Here is a 17,406-nt window from a genome sequence, read left to right as displayed (position 1 = left end):
AACAAATGTTAAGAAAGAATAAATACGTAAGCTAGAATGATACTTAATAGAAAATCAGTAGGAAGCGCCATGTCTGAAAAACCTGATAGCGAAAACAAAGATCTTATTGATAGCAATGATGATGTTGAGGAAAAAGTGCAGCCAAAAACCAATAAAGTACGCAAGATTACTAATTATTTGCTACTTGTTGCGTCGTTAATGTTGGTGTTTAGCATTATTTCCGATCGTATTATTCCTTTCACTGACAATGCGCGTGTTAAAGGTTATGTCGTGCCGATCAAACCAGAGGTTTCTGGTCAAGTTCTCGATATTCTGGTTCAACCTAATCAACCTGTTTTAGAAGGAGATGTCTTGGTAAAACTGGATCCGACTGATTATGTCATTGCGGTAAAACAAGCAGAACAAGATCTAGAAATCGCAGGGCAGAATGTAGGGGCGCAGACGGCAGCGATAGCGGCTTCTCAGGCACGAGTAACGACGGCTAATGTCGAACTTGAAAACAGCAAGCTACAAACTAATCGCGTGTTAGCGATGGCGAAACGTGGCGTGGTGTCGCAATCTGATGGCGACCAAGCTAGGGCAGACTTGGCGACAGCGCGCGCTAACGTGGTGAACGCCAAAGCAGATTTGGAAAAAGCCAAACAGCAATTAGGGGCGAAAGGACAAGATAACAGCCAAATAAAAGCCGCGTTATTGTCATTAGAGCAGGCGCAAATCAACCTAGAACGTACCACAATCAAAGCGCCCACTGGCGGTGGCGTATCAAATTTCAGTCTATCAGAAGGCTTCTACGCTTCGACGGGGCAGGCCTTGATGACCTTTGTCTCGACTGAAAGTATCTGGGTGGAAGCCTATTTCCGTGAAAACAGCCTAGGTAATATAGAAGCGGGTGATGAGGTAGAAGTGGCGTTAGATTTTGCGCCGGGAAGGGTCATAAAAGGCAGAGTCACCAGTGTTGACTGGGGAGTAGATTGGGGGCAAAACGATCAAGCGGGTAAATTAGCGCAGGCCAATAACCAAACGGGCTGGTTACGTCAGACCCAGATGTTACCGATTTCGATTGAATTTGATCATCAAGAAGTGAGCGGGTTGCTGCGCATAGGTGGTCAGGCTGATGTTATTGTTTATAGCGAAGATAACTTTATTTTCAATGGCATAGGTAAGCTTTGGATTCGCTTTATAAGCTTGATGTCTTATGTCAGATAATCACACGGTAAAGGCTAGCGAGGATTTAATAAACGATCCTCGTATCCAAACGAAGATCATTCGCTATACCGTTGGTGTTGGACTAGCGGTATTTTTTGCTGCTTTGATTGATTGGCCTCTGGCGTTTGTTGCCCCGATTTTCGTCGCTAAATTTTTGGTCGATAAACCTGAGTTGAACAAAGAAACCTTGTATGAATTAACCATCGCTATGGTAGCGACTATCGTACTTGGCTTACTGCTCTCAAATGGTATCACCCAGTACCCACTTCCATTGTTGGTGCTGGTTGGCTTAATGATGTTGTGGGGCTATTTCTTATTTACTGACCCAAAATGGAATTTGTTCGCGACTATTCTGATCATTGCGGTGCTCATGCTGCCTTTTATGGCAATTTCGACGCCTGGGGTTTCTGTATTTTTAGCGGTGGGATTAGCCAGTTCTGGCGTGGTTGCGGTGATTATCTTCGCGTTGGTACATATTTATTTTCCTGAACCTGCATCGACGTTTGAGGGTTATCAAGCTTCACCGCTAACAAGAGAACAGCGCTGGCATGCTGCGTTTCGAGCCATGATCATTTCGTTCCCTGTCGTGTGTTTCTTCTTCATTTTCCAAATATCTGAAGCGCTACTGACTATGATGTTTATTGCGTTACTCTCCTTGATGATTACGGGTGAAAAGTCAGTAAAGTTGAGTGCTTTTTTGATTATTACCAACACCATAGGTGGTTTTTTGGCGATAGGCGTTTTTATCGTACTGTCGTTTGTGCCGAATATTTTATTTTACACCGTGTTTGTTTCTTTAGTCGCGATTGTAATGGCGACTCAGATTTACACTCAACCAGAAAAAGCACCCGTATTTGCGACTGCGTTCAGTACAGTGTTAGTGCTATTAGGCAGTACATTAATGAGTTCGAGTGAGATTGATAGCAATATGTTCATACGAATATTTCAGCTTTTTATGATTGGTATTTACATGATTGCGGCGTCATTTTTTTTAGAAACACGAAATTGGAAATTTCTGAAGATTTAACTTTGCTGTATTCAATACCAAGGAATACCTATGAAGCATGATAGTGATTTTACTAAACAAGTTATTGATGTATCGATCAAAATAGCGGCTATCGCTATTCTGGTTTATTGGTGTTTTTCAATCCTCCGGCCTTTCATCATGTTAGTGGTGTGGGGGGGCATTATAGCGACGGCTCTTTACCCCATAGTGACGTGGGCCCATGGTAAATACGGCATTAGTAAAGGTAAGTCGAGTGGAGGGTTAGCCTTTATCGGGGTGCTGTTGCTGCTGTTGCCATTGATTGCGCTTTCGACAGGCCTTTATACCAGTGGTGCCGATTTGGTGAGTGGCATTCAAGAGGGGACGATGACGATCCCTAAACCTTCGCCTAGTGTGCAAGAGTGGCCGATTATAGGTGAAAAAGCCTATGCATTTGGGCTACAAGCCTCATCAAACTTAGAAAGTGTCTTTGCTAATTATGGTGAAGAAGTGAAAGCCGTGGTTGCTAAGTTGGCTTCTGTAATAGGCTCGCTAGGTGGTGGTTTCATCCAATTCATTATTTCGACTATTATTGCCGGTGTTTTTATGGCGAATGCCGATAAATGTGAGCGTGCATTTGTGTTAGTTGCAAGCCGTTTAACTGGGGATCACGGTGAAGATTTAACCCAATTATCAAAAGTCACAGTGCGAAGCGTTGTTCAAGGTGTCATAGGTGTCGCTGTTATTCAATCCATCATGACTGGGATCGGGGTGGCATTTGCTGGCGTACCTGCTGTTGGATTTTGGATGCTGTTAGTCTTGCTGGTGGCGATTATTCAACTGCCCCCAATCATCGCATTATTACCTGCGATTATTTACGTGTTTAGTGTTGATACTACTACCACGGCAGTTCTCTTCTTGATCTGGTGTATTTTGGTCAGCGGCAGTGATGCGATTTTAAAACCTATGTTATTAAGTCGAGGGTCGGATATCCCTATGCTGGTTATCTTACTTGGCGCATTAGGTGGTATGGCGATGTCGGGTATTGTCGGCTTGTTTGTTGGTGCTGTGGTACTTAGCTTAACCTACCAGTTATTCACTGTGTGGTTAGACAGCGAATCGGTTGAAGAGGGTGAAGCAAAGGCAGTCAAAGAGACACAAGATGAAAGTGGCCAGCTATGATAAAGAAAGTGTCAAAAGACGATAACTTTTATTTTCTACTTGGTGCCTTGCTTGGGCTGCTGTTTATCAGTGCTTTTATGCAGCAGCTTTTTGCTGGTGGTCAGAAAACTATTTTGGCCTTAATCATTATTTGTTTGGGTGTCTCGATAGCTGGGGTACATAGAGAAAAAGTGTTTTACCGAAATTGGTATGGCTTCTTGCTTTTTTTAGCCGCGATTTCTGGCACTTTTACTTTTTTGGAAACCATTGACCTTTCATTAGTCACTTTATTCGCCTTACTCTTCTTCTTGTTATCACACACTTTCACTGCGCTCAAACAAGTGATGATCACCGATTATGTGAGTGGTAATCAGATCATTGGTTCGGTTTGTGTGTATTTATTACTGGGCTTATCATGGTCATTTATCTACCTGATTCAACTTGAATTATTCCCTGAAGCTTTTAACGGGATAGAGTATAAACCTTGGATCGATAATTTTTTTGATGCGGTTTATTTTAGTTTTATCACTCTGACAACGGTGGGGTATGGTGATATTTCTCCAGCATTGCCTATCCCACGATTCTTCGTATTTATTGAATCTATTCTAGGGGGATTTTACTTGGCAATTATGGTTGCGAGTTTAGTGAGTAGCCGCCTGAGTCAAAGTGACCATAGCCACAGTGATCATAGTGAAAGTGATAACGATCAAAATGATCAGAGTTAAAGCCAGAGCGATCCCAAGAAGTCCTGCTAAGTAAAAATCTGATCACTCTGCCTGTATCAAGGCTTTGATGCAGGCAAGAGTGCTCATTACTACTTATGTCGTTAACCTTGGTGTTATAGCCAGCTTTTTATCGGATGTTGCTGCTTAATATTTGAAAGTTCAGTCGCATCAATTTCATAAACCGAGGCGCAATCTCGAAGGGCGCATTGGTTGCGATTGTGACAACCACACTCAAAGCAGCGTTCCGCTTCAGTAACAGCGGCTTGGTGGCTGATCCCTCTTTCGACCTCCTCAAAGCTCCCTTGCCGTTGTTCAAGTGTCATCTCAGGTGCTGTTACGCGTAATATATGCTGCATCGCATCTGAAAATTTCACCTCTTTTTGTTCTGATGTTTTGCCTTTAGACAGCATTCGCATCACTTCAGTGATATTGGTCAAATGGTCTGGGTTCACGAACTGCATCTTTGAGTCATTTTTAAAGGTAAAAGCTTTGTGTGGTAGACGATCAAGTTGCCCATCTAAATAATAGGCAATAGCATCCGCTGCTCGGCGACCATCCGCTACAGCTTCAATCGCTGTGGCTGGTCCGCGGCGGAAATCACCGATACCGAAGATATTGCGGATGCCACTGTACATGTTACTTTCATCGCAATCTATGGTGTTCCAGCGGGTAAGCGGGATGGCTATCTCTTCATTATCCAACAGGCTCAAATCAGGTGCTTGTGATACCGCAGCAATCACGGTATCAAACTCTTGAGTAATGTATTCCCCTGTCGGCTCAGGGCGGCAGCGGCCTGAAGAGTCGGGTTTACCCAGTGCCATGATCTCTAACTTAACCTGACGGACCCAATTGTTTTTATTTGTATCATCAGTATCAGCAATATTCTCAACAGGGTTGGTGAGGAAGCTAAACTTCACGCCTTCTTTTTCCGCTTCATCCACTTCATAGGCTTCTGCTGGCATTTCTGCGCGGGTACGGCGATAAATTAAGGTTGTCTCTGCACCTGCTCGAACCGCGGTACGTGCGCAGTCAATGGCAGTATTACCGCCACCAATCACCGCGACTTTTTTACCAGTTATGCATTTTTGTTCGGTAACAAAATCTTTAAGGTAATCGACACCTAGGTAACAACCGTCTAGATCGCTGCCGGGGTAGGTCATGCCAACCGCTTTGGATGCGCCAACCGCCATACAAACGGCATCGTATTCTTCGCTGAGCGCTGTTAGGCTGAGGTTTTCACCAATCTTACAGTTGGTTTTGATCTCCATACCGTTACGACACATTAACTCGATTTCTTTATCTAAAATCGCTTTGGGTAAACGGTATTCAGGAATGCCATATCGTAGCCAACCACCAGTCAGTGGCATGGCCTCAAATACAGTGACGTTGTAACCTTCATTGCTCAGGTAATATCCACACGTTAACCCGCCTGGGCCGCTGCCTATAATCGCAATCGACTTATCTTTACTTGGTTTTCTCGGCGGAACATAAGACTCAAGCGCAGCAAGATCAATATCTGCTGTGTGCCGTTTTAGTTGACGGATCGCGAGTGGCTCATCGACTAATCGGCGTCGGCAACCCGCTTCACAAAATGCAGGGCAGACTCTACCGATAGACAGTGGCATAGGTAGGGTTTGCTTAATCACTTCGATCGCTTTTTGATGTTCGCCATTGGCGATATGGCGTAAATAAGACTGAATATCGACCCCTGCTGGACATGCGGTTTGGCAAGGGGCTTCGCAATATTCCTTGGTATCTTCCGCCAGTAGTTGAATCAGCACTTTTTTTCTGTGCGTTGCAAGCGCATCCGATTCAGTGATCACTGACATGCCATCATACGGCGTTGTCTTGCACGCCTTCTTTAAGCCACTGCCTTCGATCTCCACTTCGCAGAGTTCACAATGTGAGTGTGTGATGCCCTTGTTGGTGTTTGAGTTATTACTGGAGTCGATACAAGGATCAAGGAGGGTATCAACAGTGCAAAGGGTAGGGATGTCGATGCCATGGTGTTTTGCGATAGTGAGTAGGGTGTGATTGTTATCAACCTCAAGCAACTTCCCATTTATAGTAATGGTGATCATTATTACCTCGGTATTATCTTGTTTTAGCCCTATAAATTTGAATTATTAGCTCTATTAACCTATGAGACTAGATCAATATTTGGTCAGTAAACTTGGCCTTGCTCGTGTTTTAATGACCGCATCGCGAATTAAGTACCGAAATAACAAGAGGTTGTATAGCTGATCACGTTTTAAGCGTGCTTCATCTCGAATAACTTGCACTTCGAGGGCTAACTAATCGTGCTATTTTACGTTTTTAAGTTGATAAAACTTATTGGTTATTTTTGATTCAAATCAATGTGATAGTCGAATTGTGGCTAAGTTTAGGCCAAAAATAACCCCAAGCCATTTAATGTGAACTTAGTCTAATTATTATTCACTCAATTACTTATTATACAAATATGTGTGCGTGTCGTTTGGGCGTTTTTTGTCTAGCGATAGCGGTTTAAGTGCTTGAAATAAGTTGGTGAGGTATGGAGCAGGTTCGGCAGTTAATTCATATTACCGGAATAGTGCAGGGGGTCGGCTTTCGGCCTTTTATCTACAAACTAGCCAAGCAATATCAACTCAGTGGATACGTGCTTAATAATGGTGATGGCGTTAGCATTGAAGTTGAAGGTGATGAAACGCGTGTCATGAATTTTTATAATGACATTACTTTGCAAGCACCACCGCTTAGCCGCATTGATAGTATTACAGCCCAAACGATTGCTGTTGTTGATGCGTTAACTTTTATTTCAGAGAAGACTCGCTCTGAGAATGCGCTTCCTGAATATACACCCAACTTTATTATCACCGAAAGTGACAGCAGCCAAAGTACCACTGTGTGTGTGTCGCCAGACCAAGGTATTTGCCCTGCTTGCCTTGATGATATTAACGATCCAACCAATCGCCACTTTCGTTACCCTTTTACCAACTGTACCCACTGTGGCCCACGTTATACGCTGATCAAGCAACTGCCTTATGATCGTAAGCAAACATCCATGGCGGCGTTTGCTATGTGCCCCGATTGTGAAGCGGCGTATACCAACCCTGAAGATCGTCGTTACCATGCGCAACCTGTTAGTTGCCCTAAATGTGGTCCATGGGTCAGTTTTTATGATCTAGCGTGCAAGAAAGATCACCCCGAACCTGTTGCTGATCATTATGCAGCGATAGAAGCTACAGCCAACGCCTTGAAAGCGGGAAAGATCGTTGCGGTCAAAGGCCTTGGCGGTTTTCACCTAATGTGTGATGCCACTAATCAACAAGCAGTCGCTCAGCTCAGACTTCGCAAACAACGCCAACGCAAACCGCTGGCGGTAATGATGAAAGATACACACCAAGCCCAACATTATATAGAAGGGAGTCCGCAAGAGTGGGCGTTATTAGGATCTCAGCAGCGGCCTATTACCTTATTTCGTAAAAAAACATCGTGCTCAGATTACGTAAGTGGTGCAGATCTTACTATTACGGCTCGGACTAGGGCTGATATTGCTGATAATGTCGCGCCTCATATCCCTTACCTTGGGGTGATGTTGCCTTACACGCCGCTACATTACTTGTTATTCGACTTGGTAGATGTGCCTTTGGTGGCAACCAGCGCCAATATTTCTGGTTTTCCCATTATTGCCAACAGCGATGATATTTTCAGGCTGTTGGGGCATGTGGTTGATGGTGTGCTCGATCATAACCGTGAAATCGTCCATTGCTGCGATGATAGCTTGGTTCAGATTGCAGGCGGCAGACGACAAACACTCCGTTTAGCCCGTGGTTATGCCCCATATACTTTTTCGCTGCCGCATAAGTTAACGCACCCTGTGCTGGCTGTGGGTGGACAGCAAAAAGTGACCTTTGGTTTAGGGTTTGCCGAGCAAGGGATCATCAGCCCACATGTAGGTGATATGTTTGGCTTGGACATGCAACAGCACTATCAAAAAATGCTGAATGGATTTACTCAGATTTATCACGTAAAGCCACAAACGATAGTATGCGACAAGCACCCAAACTATATGACCACAGAATGGGCGCAAGGCTATGTTCAAAGCTATGTTCAAGGTAATGTTCAGAAAAATGGCCAAGAAGCGGTTCAAGAAAATAGCCTCGACACTATCCATACTAACAACCACGACAGTAGTTATGAGAAGCCGACTCAATTACTCCAACTGCAACACCATCATGCCCATATTGTTGCCGTTATGGCTGAACACCAAATGCGAGAAACGGTATTAGGTTTTGCTTTTGATGGCACAGGCTTGGGGGATGACCACCAAATTTGGGGCGGGGAAGTGTTACTGGCCGATCATAAAACGGCTAAGCGCCTTTATCATCTAAAACCCTTTCGCCTAATTGGTGGCGAGCGAGCGATCAAAGAGCCCGTGCGGATCTTGCTGGGTTTGCTGCTGGAGTATTACTCGTTCGAGCAGATAAAAGCATTCCAGCTAGACGCTTTTGCCAATATGCCTAATAGCAAGCTCGATAACTTGTACCGATTATGGCTAACCGAACAAAGTTCACCTTATACCACTTCGATGGGGCGTTTAGTCGACGCGTTTGCCAGCTTACTTGGCCTTGTTGAACAGGTTGATTTTGAGGGCGAATGCGGAATGCGATTAGAAGCGCTGGCTTTACAAACTGATGCCGATAACGGCGCAGAAGCATCGTTTATTCCTGCGTTTATTCCTGCGTTTATTCCTGCGTTTGTTGTTGAAAATGACGTTATTGATCCGCAACCCCTACTTGCGAGTGTGATCGATAGTTTAGCCACTAGGGCTCTCCAGTCTGCTTGCTCTGATTTAACTACTGGTCCCTCTGTTTCTTCTATTCAGCGAGACTTGGCGGTGAAGCAAAATGCAGCGAATCAGTTTTTTACCGCGCTGGTCGAGATGATCAGCACCATTAGCGCTAAACACCCTGAGTACCCAGTTGTAGTCTCGGGTGGGGTTTTCCAAAACCGTGTGCTGATGGACAGGCTCGATGCCCGCTTTACATCGGAGGCTCGTTCGTTTCTCACTAGTGAAATCATTCCACTTAATGATGGTGGGATCGCAATGGGGCAGCTTTGGCATGGATTATGGCAATAAGGCACAGGCTTATAGGCATTCCGTCCTTAATAAAAAGAATATTACCAACTTGGAAGAGAGATAAATTATGTGTTTGTGTATTCCCTCGCAGATAGTGGAAATCCACCCAGAGGACAGTACGGTCACGGTCGATACTTTGGGCGTCCGACGTAGGATCAGTACTCATTTAATCGAAGACCCATTGAACATGGGGGATTACTTATTGATCCACGTTGGCTTTGCTATCAGCAAAATCAACGAACAAGAAGCATTAAAAAGTCTAGAAGAATACCGCTTATTATTGGCTGAAATGGATGAAGAAGAAGCGAGAGCATTGTTTATATGATTGAACTTAAAGATCTCTCACAAGGCTTTCGTAATCCCGAGTTAATGCAGTCGCTTTCTCAACGTATTCATCAACTTTCTGCTCAATTAAGCGAACCGGTTAAAATCATGGAAGTGTGCGGTGGTCATACCCACACCATCATGAAATACGGTCTAAATCAGTTGTTACCCCGTAATATTGAGTTTATCCATGGTCCTGGTTGTCCTGTTTGTATCATGCCGAAAGAGCGAATCGATCATGCGATTGAACTAGCGATGTTACCAGAGGTTATTCTGGTAACCTTGGGCGATATGATCCGCGTACCTGGCTCGAAAGGAACCTTGGCGCAATGTCGTGCTAAAGGCGGCGATGTACGCCCTGTTTATGATCCGCTCGATGCCCTTGAAATCGCAAAGCAGAACCCAGATCGCAAGGTGGTGTTCTTTGCGATTGGCTTTGAAACCACCACACCAATGACAGCCGTGTTATTGGAGCTGGCTGAAAAGCAAAATGTTGCCAACCTCTATTTTCATATCAACCATGTGTTAGTACCACCAGCGGTTGATGCCGTGATGGCAGACGGCGCAGCCAAAGTCACCGCCTTCATTGGCCCTTCGCATGTTAGTGCTATTACCGGTTCTGATATTTATCAGCCGATTGTCGATTGTTACCACACGCCCGTTGTGGTGAGCGGCTTTGAACCTGTCGATGTGATGCAGTCGATCTTGATGATAGTGGAGCAGAAAGTACAAGGTGTCGCTAAGTTAGAAGTGCAATACACCCGTGTTGTCACAGCCAAAGGCAACCAAGCAGCACAGCAGAAGGTGGTGAGTATGTTCACCTTGCGTCCGCATTTTCGCTGGCGTGGTCTTGGCGATATTCCATTGTCATCTCTGGTGTTGTCGGAGCAATATCGCCACCGCGATGCAGAAATTGTGTTTGCCGATGCTTTGTCGGATCAGGTGATAGAAGATCACAAAGCCTGTCAGTGTGCCGATATTTTACGCGGGTTAGCTAAACCGAATCAGTGCCGAGTGTTTGGCCGAGGCTGTACCCCAACCAAACCAATGGGAAGTTGCATGGTCAGTTCGGAAGGGGCGTGCAATGCCTATTACCGCTATGCGGGCTTGGCGTTTGACCTTGATTTGACTAAAGAAGCTACAACAGGCAAAGCCTCGATAAACAGAGCGAAGACAGAAAAGGAGATCACAGCATGAGAACTGTTCAACTAAGCCATGGTGGTGGTGGTCAGGAAATGAATAAACTGATCAGTGATCTGTTTTGCCACCATTTTCAAAACGAGATACTGCTGAAAGCTGAAGATGCCGCGGTATTGCAGCTTGAAGGGCCGATTGCGTTCACGTCTGATAGCTTTACCGTCTCACCGTTGTTTTTTGCTGGTGGCGACATAGGTAAGTTGGCAATTGCAGGCACAGTGAATGACTTAGCCATGGTCGGCGCACAGCCGCAATACCTAAGTTGTAGCTTCATCATCGAAGAAGGTTTTGAGTACCACAAGCTAGAAACCATAGTGAAAAGCATGAAAGCGGAACTAGAAAAATCGGGTGCACAAATCGTGTGTGGCGATACCAAAGTCGTGCCTCGCGGTGCGGCTGATGGCGTGTTCATTAACACCACAGGCGTTGGCACGGTTAAATACCCCAATATTTCGGTGAGTCAGCTTCAAGCGGGCGATGCCATTTTGGTTTCTCGCGATATTGGTTGTCATGGTAGCTGTATTTTAATGGCCCGTGATGAACTGCGCCTAGAGTCTGAGCTGGTGAGTGATTGTGCGACCTTGTGGCCTGTGGTTGAACGCCTGATTGAGTCAGGGGTTTCCCTTCATGCCATGCGCGATGCGACTCGCGGTGGTTTATCGGCTGTTTTGAATGAATGGTGTGAAGGCTCCAAAATCCAAATTGATGTCGAAGAAGAGAAAATCCCTATCGCCGATGCCGTACAAGGCTTGTGCGAGTTATACGGTTTTGAACCCTACGATTTAGCCAACGAAGGCACCATGATCTTGGCTGTCCCCGCGAAAGATGTTCCTGCCGCTTTAGACGTTTTACGCCTGTTCTCACCAAACGCTGAACAGATAGGCACCGTGGTTGAAGCACAGCAGCACAAAGTGATTATGCACAACCCATGGGGCGGGCGTCGTTACCTCGAATTACCGCAAGGTGAGCTGTTACCGCGTATTTGTTAACGCCAGTAATAGGTAAATTGCACTTGTTTAGGGGTAGGCAGAGCCTATTGACTCGTTAACTAACATTAGCAACTGCAAGTAGGCTTAAAGCCATTAGGGAAGCAAAGCATTTTATTGAGCCTAAAACTAAGGTTGAGAGTTCACGAGCAGAATGCGAAGTTATTTTCGTCTAATATCATGCCGTTATAATTTAAATCCAAATCAAAATTTTCAAATGACATGGAGTCGATACATGTTTTTAAATCGTTTATCAATGGCAGAGAAAGAGGCTTTCTTGGCTTTAGCACATCATATCGCTCACGCTGATAATGATTTCTCAGTGGACGAAGAAGTGCTGATTGCTAAATACTGCATGGAGATGCAGATGGATGACATCGAATATGATGAAGCCAATTTCAATTTGTTTAGTATCTTGGATACTTTTGAGCAAGACAGCCATCAAAAAATCGTGCTGTTGGAGTTAATGGCTCTGGTTTATGCAGATGGAGTTATAGCAAAAGAAGAGCAACATACGATTGATGCCATTATCGAACATTTCGAGCTAAATCCTAACCTTGCGATTATCTATCGTGAGTGGTCGAAAAACATCCTTTCATTGTTCACTCAAGGTGAGGCATTGATCCACATATGAGTTTCCCTTGCACTCGTTGTGGCTTGTGCTGTCAAAAAATTAAAGGTATTGCAGAGCTTGAAGAATTTCATTCAGGCGATGGTAAATGCAAACACTATTCACAACATAAGGGCTGTTTGATTTATCAAAAGCGCCCGCTGGTATGCAGAATAGACGAAGGCTATGAAAAACTATTTTCTCAGCTGGTTGGCTTAAAAGAGTATTACCAAAAGAACGCTGAAGTCTGTAATTCTCTGCAACAAGAGCAAGATTATCCACCACGCTATAGAGTGAACCTAGATAATGGACATTAACGCATTATTACATTTTCTGCCCCAAGAAGAGCAGAACCTTAACCGCTTAGCATTTATTAAAAATAATTCGTCTAAGCCTCGTATTGCCGTATTTGGTAAGTATAACCACGGTAAAAGTACGTTGCTTAATGCCTTAATAGGCGAAGAATTTTTTAAGGCCGCAGATAAGCGCGAGACGGTAGAAAACCGAGAGCTCGAACAAGAAAAAGTGATTTGGATTGACACTCCGGGGCTTGATGCCGATGTAAATCGTCAAGATGATGCGAAAGCAATCAAAGGGGCATTTGAGGTTGCAGATTACCTGTTTTTGGTTCATCAAGCACAAGCTGGTGAATTAGATAAATATGAATTAGATGTATTTTTAAAGTTGGCGCGACAAGATAAAAACTATAGCCAAAAGATGTTCCTTGTCATCACTCAAGTTGATCAAAAATCACCAGATGATGTAGCAACAGTTGAGAGAAAAATTCGTGAGCAGTTAATGCAATTTATAGATCTTCAACAGCTTGAAGTAATCAAGGTCTCAGCTCAGCGCTATTTACGTGGTATTCAAGAGGATAAGTCAATCTTCTGTGAAAGGAGCAATATAAATGAATTATTTTCCCTTACAGGTAAGTTAGTTGAACAGATAGATGCTGCGCGCGAGAAAGAACTTAAGCGCCTGAAATCCAAAATTCTGCTAGAACTTCGCTCTAAAACTAAATGGACTGCTGCTGAACTAATGAGTCAACGCGCTAAAGCGATGAAAGAAAAAGCAGAACTACAGCGCGATATCAATACATTATCCCAAGCTTTGGTATAGCCAAGCAATTGTAAAAAGATAGGAGATTATTATGGCTATTCCTTGGATAGTAGGTGGAATTATTGCTGCTGGTGTTGCTGCCATTGTTGCAAGTGATGATAGTAGCAGCTCTAGTTCTTCTAGCGCTCGTGATTTAGATCGTGAGCGCGTGCGTGCAAGACTTGATAATGAACGTAAAAAAGAAGCAGCAGCCAAGCTGGCAAAAGACCAACGCATAGCATCAGAAAATAAAGCTAAAGCACAACGTTTTATCACTAAACACAAATTGACTATAACGCCAGAAGAGTTGATCCGTGCCAACAAGCAAGACAATCAACTGAGCTTACAAGCAATGAATAATTACAACAATAAACCCAGCGTGCGTGATCGTAATCGTGAGATTGAGCTACTCGAACAAGAGCTAGAAGGTTTAGAGATTGTCGAGAAAGAGTTGCTAAGGACGCTGTAATGGACGATGTGAAAACAACACAAGACAATCCGTTTTTAGTTGCCCTTAGTGAATTTAAAGTGGGAATTAACGACGTATCGAACAAAGAAGATCAGCTGAATAGTATCAAGTCGCAATTAGTTGAAAAACTGACGCAGGCTGAAAAGTTCAATGATGAAACGATCAACGATAAGCATGCTTTATATCAGCTAGCGAATGAAATTAAGCTGTCAGTTAATACCAAAGTTAAGCAATGGGATAAGAAGTTAAGCGATGCATCCCCAATGCGAGCTCTGAGTGAGCAATTTTCTGATCGAGTCATCTTGCTGGTGTTTGGTAAGGTCAATGCGGGTAAAAGCTCGTTCAGTAACTATATCGCTGACTTATTCAATCCAAGTGAAGTAAAACGCTTTTTCTTTGATAAGGGTGAGGTAAAGTACTTTGAAGGTCAGTTTGCAGAAGGTGTTACCGAGACGACTGCGCAAATTCAAGGTGTAGAGCTTGGCTCAAACTTAGTGTTGTTGGATTCACCAGGCTTACATTCTATTGTTAATGAAAATGGCGATCTAACCCGCCGTTATACCGATAGTGCTGATGCTGTTCTGTGGTTAACGTCATCGAGTTCTCCGGGGCAGGTACAAGAATTAGAAGATCTAAAGCTTGAGCTTGAAAAGAAAAAGCCACTGCAACCTGTGCTTACCAAAAGCGACAAGATGGAAGAAGATTGGTGTGACGAAGCCGACGATTTGGTGCAAACACTATTCAATAAAACAGCAGAAGTGCGTAAAGCACAAGAAGATGATGTATTTAGCCGAGTGAAAGACTTAGGTGAGGTTGAAAAGCTAAAAACAGCAGTATCAGTCTCAGTTCATGCTTATAAAAAACAGCATGAACAAAACCCTAATGCCCTCGAAGAAAGTGGTTTAACTGAACTGTTCAAGCGCTTAGCCAATATTGTTGATGAGGCAAATGTTTATAAGGTAAGCAAAGCTCAGCAGCAGATGGTTAACTTCTTAAATGGCGAAGTGTTAAAACCAATGGATCAAGACATCTTACCAAAAGTCCTAGAGCTACAAGCCAGTCTACAAGAGATGACGGAAAACCTTCGCTTTAAGCAGAATAATTTGTCTTCACAAATCCTAGATAACGTGCTTTGTGAAGTGCCATTGATTGTTGATAAGCACATGGGTAATCGAGATAAAAAAGCGCTAGGACATGACGTTAACAAGCTGATTGAAAAAGAAATTAGTGAAACGCTACGACATGAGTTAAGAGACGTTGTCAAAGATATTAAAAAGGTGTCGAGTGACCTCTCTGGTGCAAATCTAGGTGATTTTAACGATATTACAATTGATATTGAAAAAGTCTCAGGAAAAGCAAAACAAAGTGCTAGTTCTTCAGCTGGTGCTGCTGCGGGTATGGCAATCGGCGGTTTGTTCGGGGGACCTATTGGCGCAATGATTGGTGGGGCAATCGGTGGTTATGGTGGTAACAAGGCTGGTGAGATGATTTTCGTTGAGATTACGACTGAAAAATTATCAGTGGGTGTCTCTCCTGATAACGTGATTCAAACTACTTCAGAGGCAATTCGTACTAACTTACCGGCTCAAGTGAAGACGGTATTCGAAGAAGTGAACCGCTCATTTGAACCACTTCAACTTTATGCTGAAAACATTGTTGTAGCCATCAATGAATGCCAACAACAAACCCGAAACTTGAGAGTGCATAATGCGTAATCCATTCATCGATATTAAGCAAAACCTATTAGACTCAAAAGAGAGGGTCATTAACTATCAAGGTAGTGATTTAGCCAATCAAATCCATGATGAGTTAAATAAAAAAGTAGATGATCAAGTATTACAAATCATGCTGTACGGCGCATATAACGCAGGTAAGAGCACATTTGTTAATGCGTTAATCGGTGAAGAGTGTGCAAACGTTGGTGAGATCCCAACAACGGATAGTGTTGATACATTCGATTGGAACGGCTACCGCCTGCTAGATACCCCAGGGGTAAATGCACCGATTGATCATGAAGAAACGACAATAGCGCAAATCAAACGTACTCATGTAATGGTATTTTTCATCCGTGATGGCGACCAAGATACTAAAGACGTGTATGAGCGTTTATTTAATATGCTTAATCTTGGTAAACACATTTTTATCGTTCTGAACCATCAACTCGCTTCAGAAGAAGATAAGGCAACGGCTCATCAAAAAGTTCTACAGATCTTAGTTAAACTCGCTCCTCAATACGGAGTGTCAGATGAAACTATTCAACAAATTAAAGTGATACCAATGAACACCCAAACGGCACTTAAAGGCCGTTTGAAGAATGATCATGCAAAATTACTAGAACATTCGGGGTACAGTCACTTTATTGAAGCGTTTATTGATTGGTTAAAAGATAAAGACAGCAAGGATAGTCATCTAGCTGGTCTTAAAAGTACCGTTAAGGAATTGTGGTACAAGCCCGTGATTGAACAGTTATCGAGTCGTGATGACTGTCATCTAGATAGTGAATTAAACATGGCGCGTGATGATAAAACTATGCTTAGTTCTCGTCAGCGTGCATTAACTTCAGAGTCACGTAATTTTTTAAACCACGAATTAACGCTAATTAAGTCTGATATCAGCAATGTATTACAAAATAGCAGCAACCAAGCGCAACTGGATAGTGCTATACAGTCTGCAGTTGATCCTATTGGTGACAAGTTAGAGCAATGGCTAAATGATAAGATTGGCGAGGTTAGCTCATCAATGCGTGTTTCTATTTCACATGAGATGGAGCAACTCTTATCTGGTAATAACAACAAATACCTTGATATGGGAGTTGAAGGGCTGGGTAAGATAGCTAATGCAGACAACATTAAAGGTGCATTGTTACAGGGGCGTAAGTTTAAAATCCCAGGCTTAAAAGGTCGCTGGGAAACGACGCTAGGTAAGTGGGCGGGTAAAGCCGCCGTTGTTGTGCAGGTGATTACAGCACTTTACGATCTATATAAATCAAATAGTGAAGAAAAGGCAGAGAACGAACGTAATCGCAACGCATCTATCCAGTTATATCAAGCTGTAGAAGATGTATGCGCAACTGTAAAGCGTGAATATGGCGATATATCAGAGCAAGTTATCACCCAAATGATTGGTTTACGTATCCAAGCTCTGGATGACAAAATCGCTAAACTCACAACTGAGCAAGGTGAGTATCAAAAGGACTATCAAGCACTATTAGATTGCCAAGCTGACCTTGAGCAAATTAATTATTAATAGAATGTCTAGAATATTACTTTAATTTCCTAGATATAAACCTATGGGTGTCAGTATGGACAAAAAAGCATCTCAGTCCTAAAACTCACCCAATCACAACCCTTTGCTGAATCCAGTTTTTAAAGCAAAGGGCTGTGTGACAATTGTTCATTCTATTTGCTCGTCAACAAGGAGCTATAGCCCCTGAGTTCTTTACCTTTATTAAGGAGGGGCTATTTTTCAATAATTGTATAAAAGTTATGGCGAAGTAGTTTAATTACTAGATGAACTACATATA

Annotated in this window: 15 protein-coding genes; 14 read left to right on the top strand and 1 reads right to left on the bottom strand. The window is 43.4% G+C overall.

All coding sequences use genetic code 11. The features are described 5' to 3' along the window. Positions 1-69: 69 nt before the first annotated feature. From ASV53_RS14705 to ASV53_RS14690, 4 genes are read left to right on the top strand one after another with little or no spacing between them, the layout of a single operon-like run. Positions 70-1,206 (top strand): HlyD family secretion protein, encoded by a 1,137-nt coding sequence (locus ASV53_RS14705; RefSeq protein ID WP_094957611.1) that lies wholly within the window; start codon positions 70-72, stop codon positions 1,204-1,206. Beyond that, the gene (locus ASV53_RS14700) at positions 1,196-2,233 is read left to right on the top strand and encodes a DUF2955 domain-containing protein (protein ID WP_094957610.1); all 1,038 of its coding nucleotides are present in this window, start codon (positions 1,196-1,198) and stop codon (positions 2,231-2,233) included. The genes ASV53_RS14705 and ASV53_RS14700 overlap by 11 nt, the downstream gene beginning before the upstream one ends. Positions 2,234-2,263: 30 nt before the next feature. Continuing rightward, on the top strand, positions 2,264-3,373 hold the full coding sequence (locus ASV53_RS14695; protein ID WP_094957609.1) for an AI-2E family transporter: 1,110 nt from the start codon (positions 2,264-2,266) through the stop codon (positions 3,371-3,373). Then, positions 3,373-4,077, top strand: coding sequence for a potassium channel family protein (locus ASV53_RS14690; RefSeq protein ID WP_094957612.1), 705 nt, complete (start codon positions 3,373-3,375; stop codon positions 4,075-4,077). The genes ASV53_RS14695 and ASV53_RS14690 overlap by 1 nt, the downstream gene beginning before the upstream one ends. 113 nt (positions 4,078-4,190) lie before the next feature. Here ASV53_RS14690 and ASV53_RS14685 read toward each other — a convergent pair whose 3' ends face one another. Beyond that, positions 4,191-6,158: an FAD-dependent oxidoreductase gene (locus ASV53_RS14685; RefSeq protein ID WP_094957608.1), complete on the bottom strand. Its 1,968-nt coding sequence runs from the start codon at positions 6,156-6,158 to the stop codon at positions 4,191-4,193. Between the two features lie 452 nt (positions 6,159-6,610). On the opposite strand from ASV53_RS14685, the gene hypF reads away from it, so the two are divergent. The 10 genes from hypF to ASV53_RS14635 all read left to right on the top strand — a co-directional run bounded on the left by hypF (position 6,611) and on the right by ASV53_RS14635 (position 17,129). After that, entirely contained in the window at positions 6,611-9,199 is a 2,589-nt protein-coding gene (gene hypF / locus ASV53_RS14680) for a carbamoyltransferase HypF (RefSeq protein WP_094957607.1), read from the top strand. Positions 9,200-9,266: 67 nt separating this feature from the next. Further along, the gene (locus ASV53_RS14675) at positions 9,267-9,524 is read left to right on the top strand and encodes a HypC/HybG/HupF family hydrogenase formation chaperone (protein WP_062687732.1); all 258 of its coding nucleotides are present in this window, start codon (positions 9,267-9,269) and stop codon (positions 9,522-9,524) included. Continuing rightward, on the top strand, positions 9,521-10,720 hold the full coding sequence (gene hypD / locus ASV53_RS14670; protein ID WP_094957606.1) for a hydrogenase formation protein HypD: 1,200 nt from the start codon (positions 9,521-9,523) through the stop codon (positions 10,718-10,720). The genes ASV53_RS14675 and hypD overlap by 4 nt, the downstream gene beginning before the upstream one ends. Continuing rightward, positions 10,717-11,709, top strand: a complete 993-nt coding sequence (gene hypE, locus ASV53_RS14665) for a hydrogenase expression/formation protein HypE (RefSeq protein WP_094957605.1) — start codon at positions 10,717-10,719, stop codon at positions 11,707-11,709. The genes hypD and hypE overlap by 4 nt, the downstream gene beginning before the upstream one ends. A 232-nt stretch (positions 11,710-11,941) precedes the next feature. Further along, the gene (locus ASV53_RS14660) at positions 11,942-12,340 is read left to right on the top strand and encodes a TerB family tellurite resistance protein (RefSeq protein ID WP_062687735.1); all 399 of its coding nucleotides are present in this window, start codon (positions 11,942-11,944) and stop codon (positions 12,338-12,340) included. Further along, the gene (locus ASV53_RS14655; RefSeq protein ID WP_016768613.1) at positions 12,337-12,633 is read left to right on the top strand and encodes a YkgJ family cysteine cluster protein; all 297 of its coding nucleotides are present in this window, start codon (positions 12,337-12,339) and stop codon (positions 12,631-12,633) included. Before ASV53_RS14660 ends, ASV53_RS14655 begins: the two co-directional genes overlap by 4 nt. After that, positions 12,623-13,435, top strand: a complete 813-nt coding sequence (locus ASV53_RS14650) for a GTP-binding protein (protein WP_094957604.1) — start codon at positions 12,623-12,625, stop codon at positions 13,433-13,435. The genes ASV53_RS14655 and ASV53_RS14650 overlap by 11 nt, the downstream gene beginning before the upstream one ends. 31 nt (positions 13,436-13,466) lie before the next feature. Then, positions 13,467-13,883: a hypothetical protein gene (locus ASV53_RS14645; RefSeq protein WP_094957603.1), complete on the top strand. Its 417-nt coding sequence runs from the start codon at positions 13,467-13,469 to the stop codon at positions 13,881-13,883. Further along, positions 13,883-15,598, top strand: coding sequence for a dynamin family protein (locus ASV53_RS14640; RefSeq protein WP_094957602.1), 1,716 nt, complete (start codon positions 13,883-13,885; stop codon positions 15,596-15,598). Before ASV53_RS14645 ends, ASV53_RS14640 begins: the two co-directional genes overlap by 1 nt. Further along, entirely contained in the window at positions 15,591-17,129 is a 1,539-nt protein-coding gene (locus ASV53_RS14635) for a GTPase (RefSeq protein WP_094957601.1), read from the top strand. Before ASV53_RS14640 ends, ASV53_RS14635 begins: the two co-directional genes overlap by 8 nt. The last annotated feature ends 277 nt before the right edge of the window (positions 17,130-17,406 follow it).

The organism is Photobacterium sanguinicancri (assembly GCF_002265265.1).
Taxonomy (GTDB): Bacteria; Pseudomonadota; Gammaproteobacteria; order Enterobacterales; family Vibrionaceae; genus Photobacterium; species Photobacterium sanguinicancri.
This window is presented reverse-complemented; position numbering and strand designations above follow the sequence as displayed.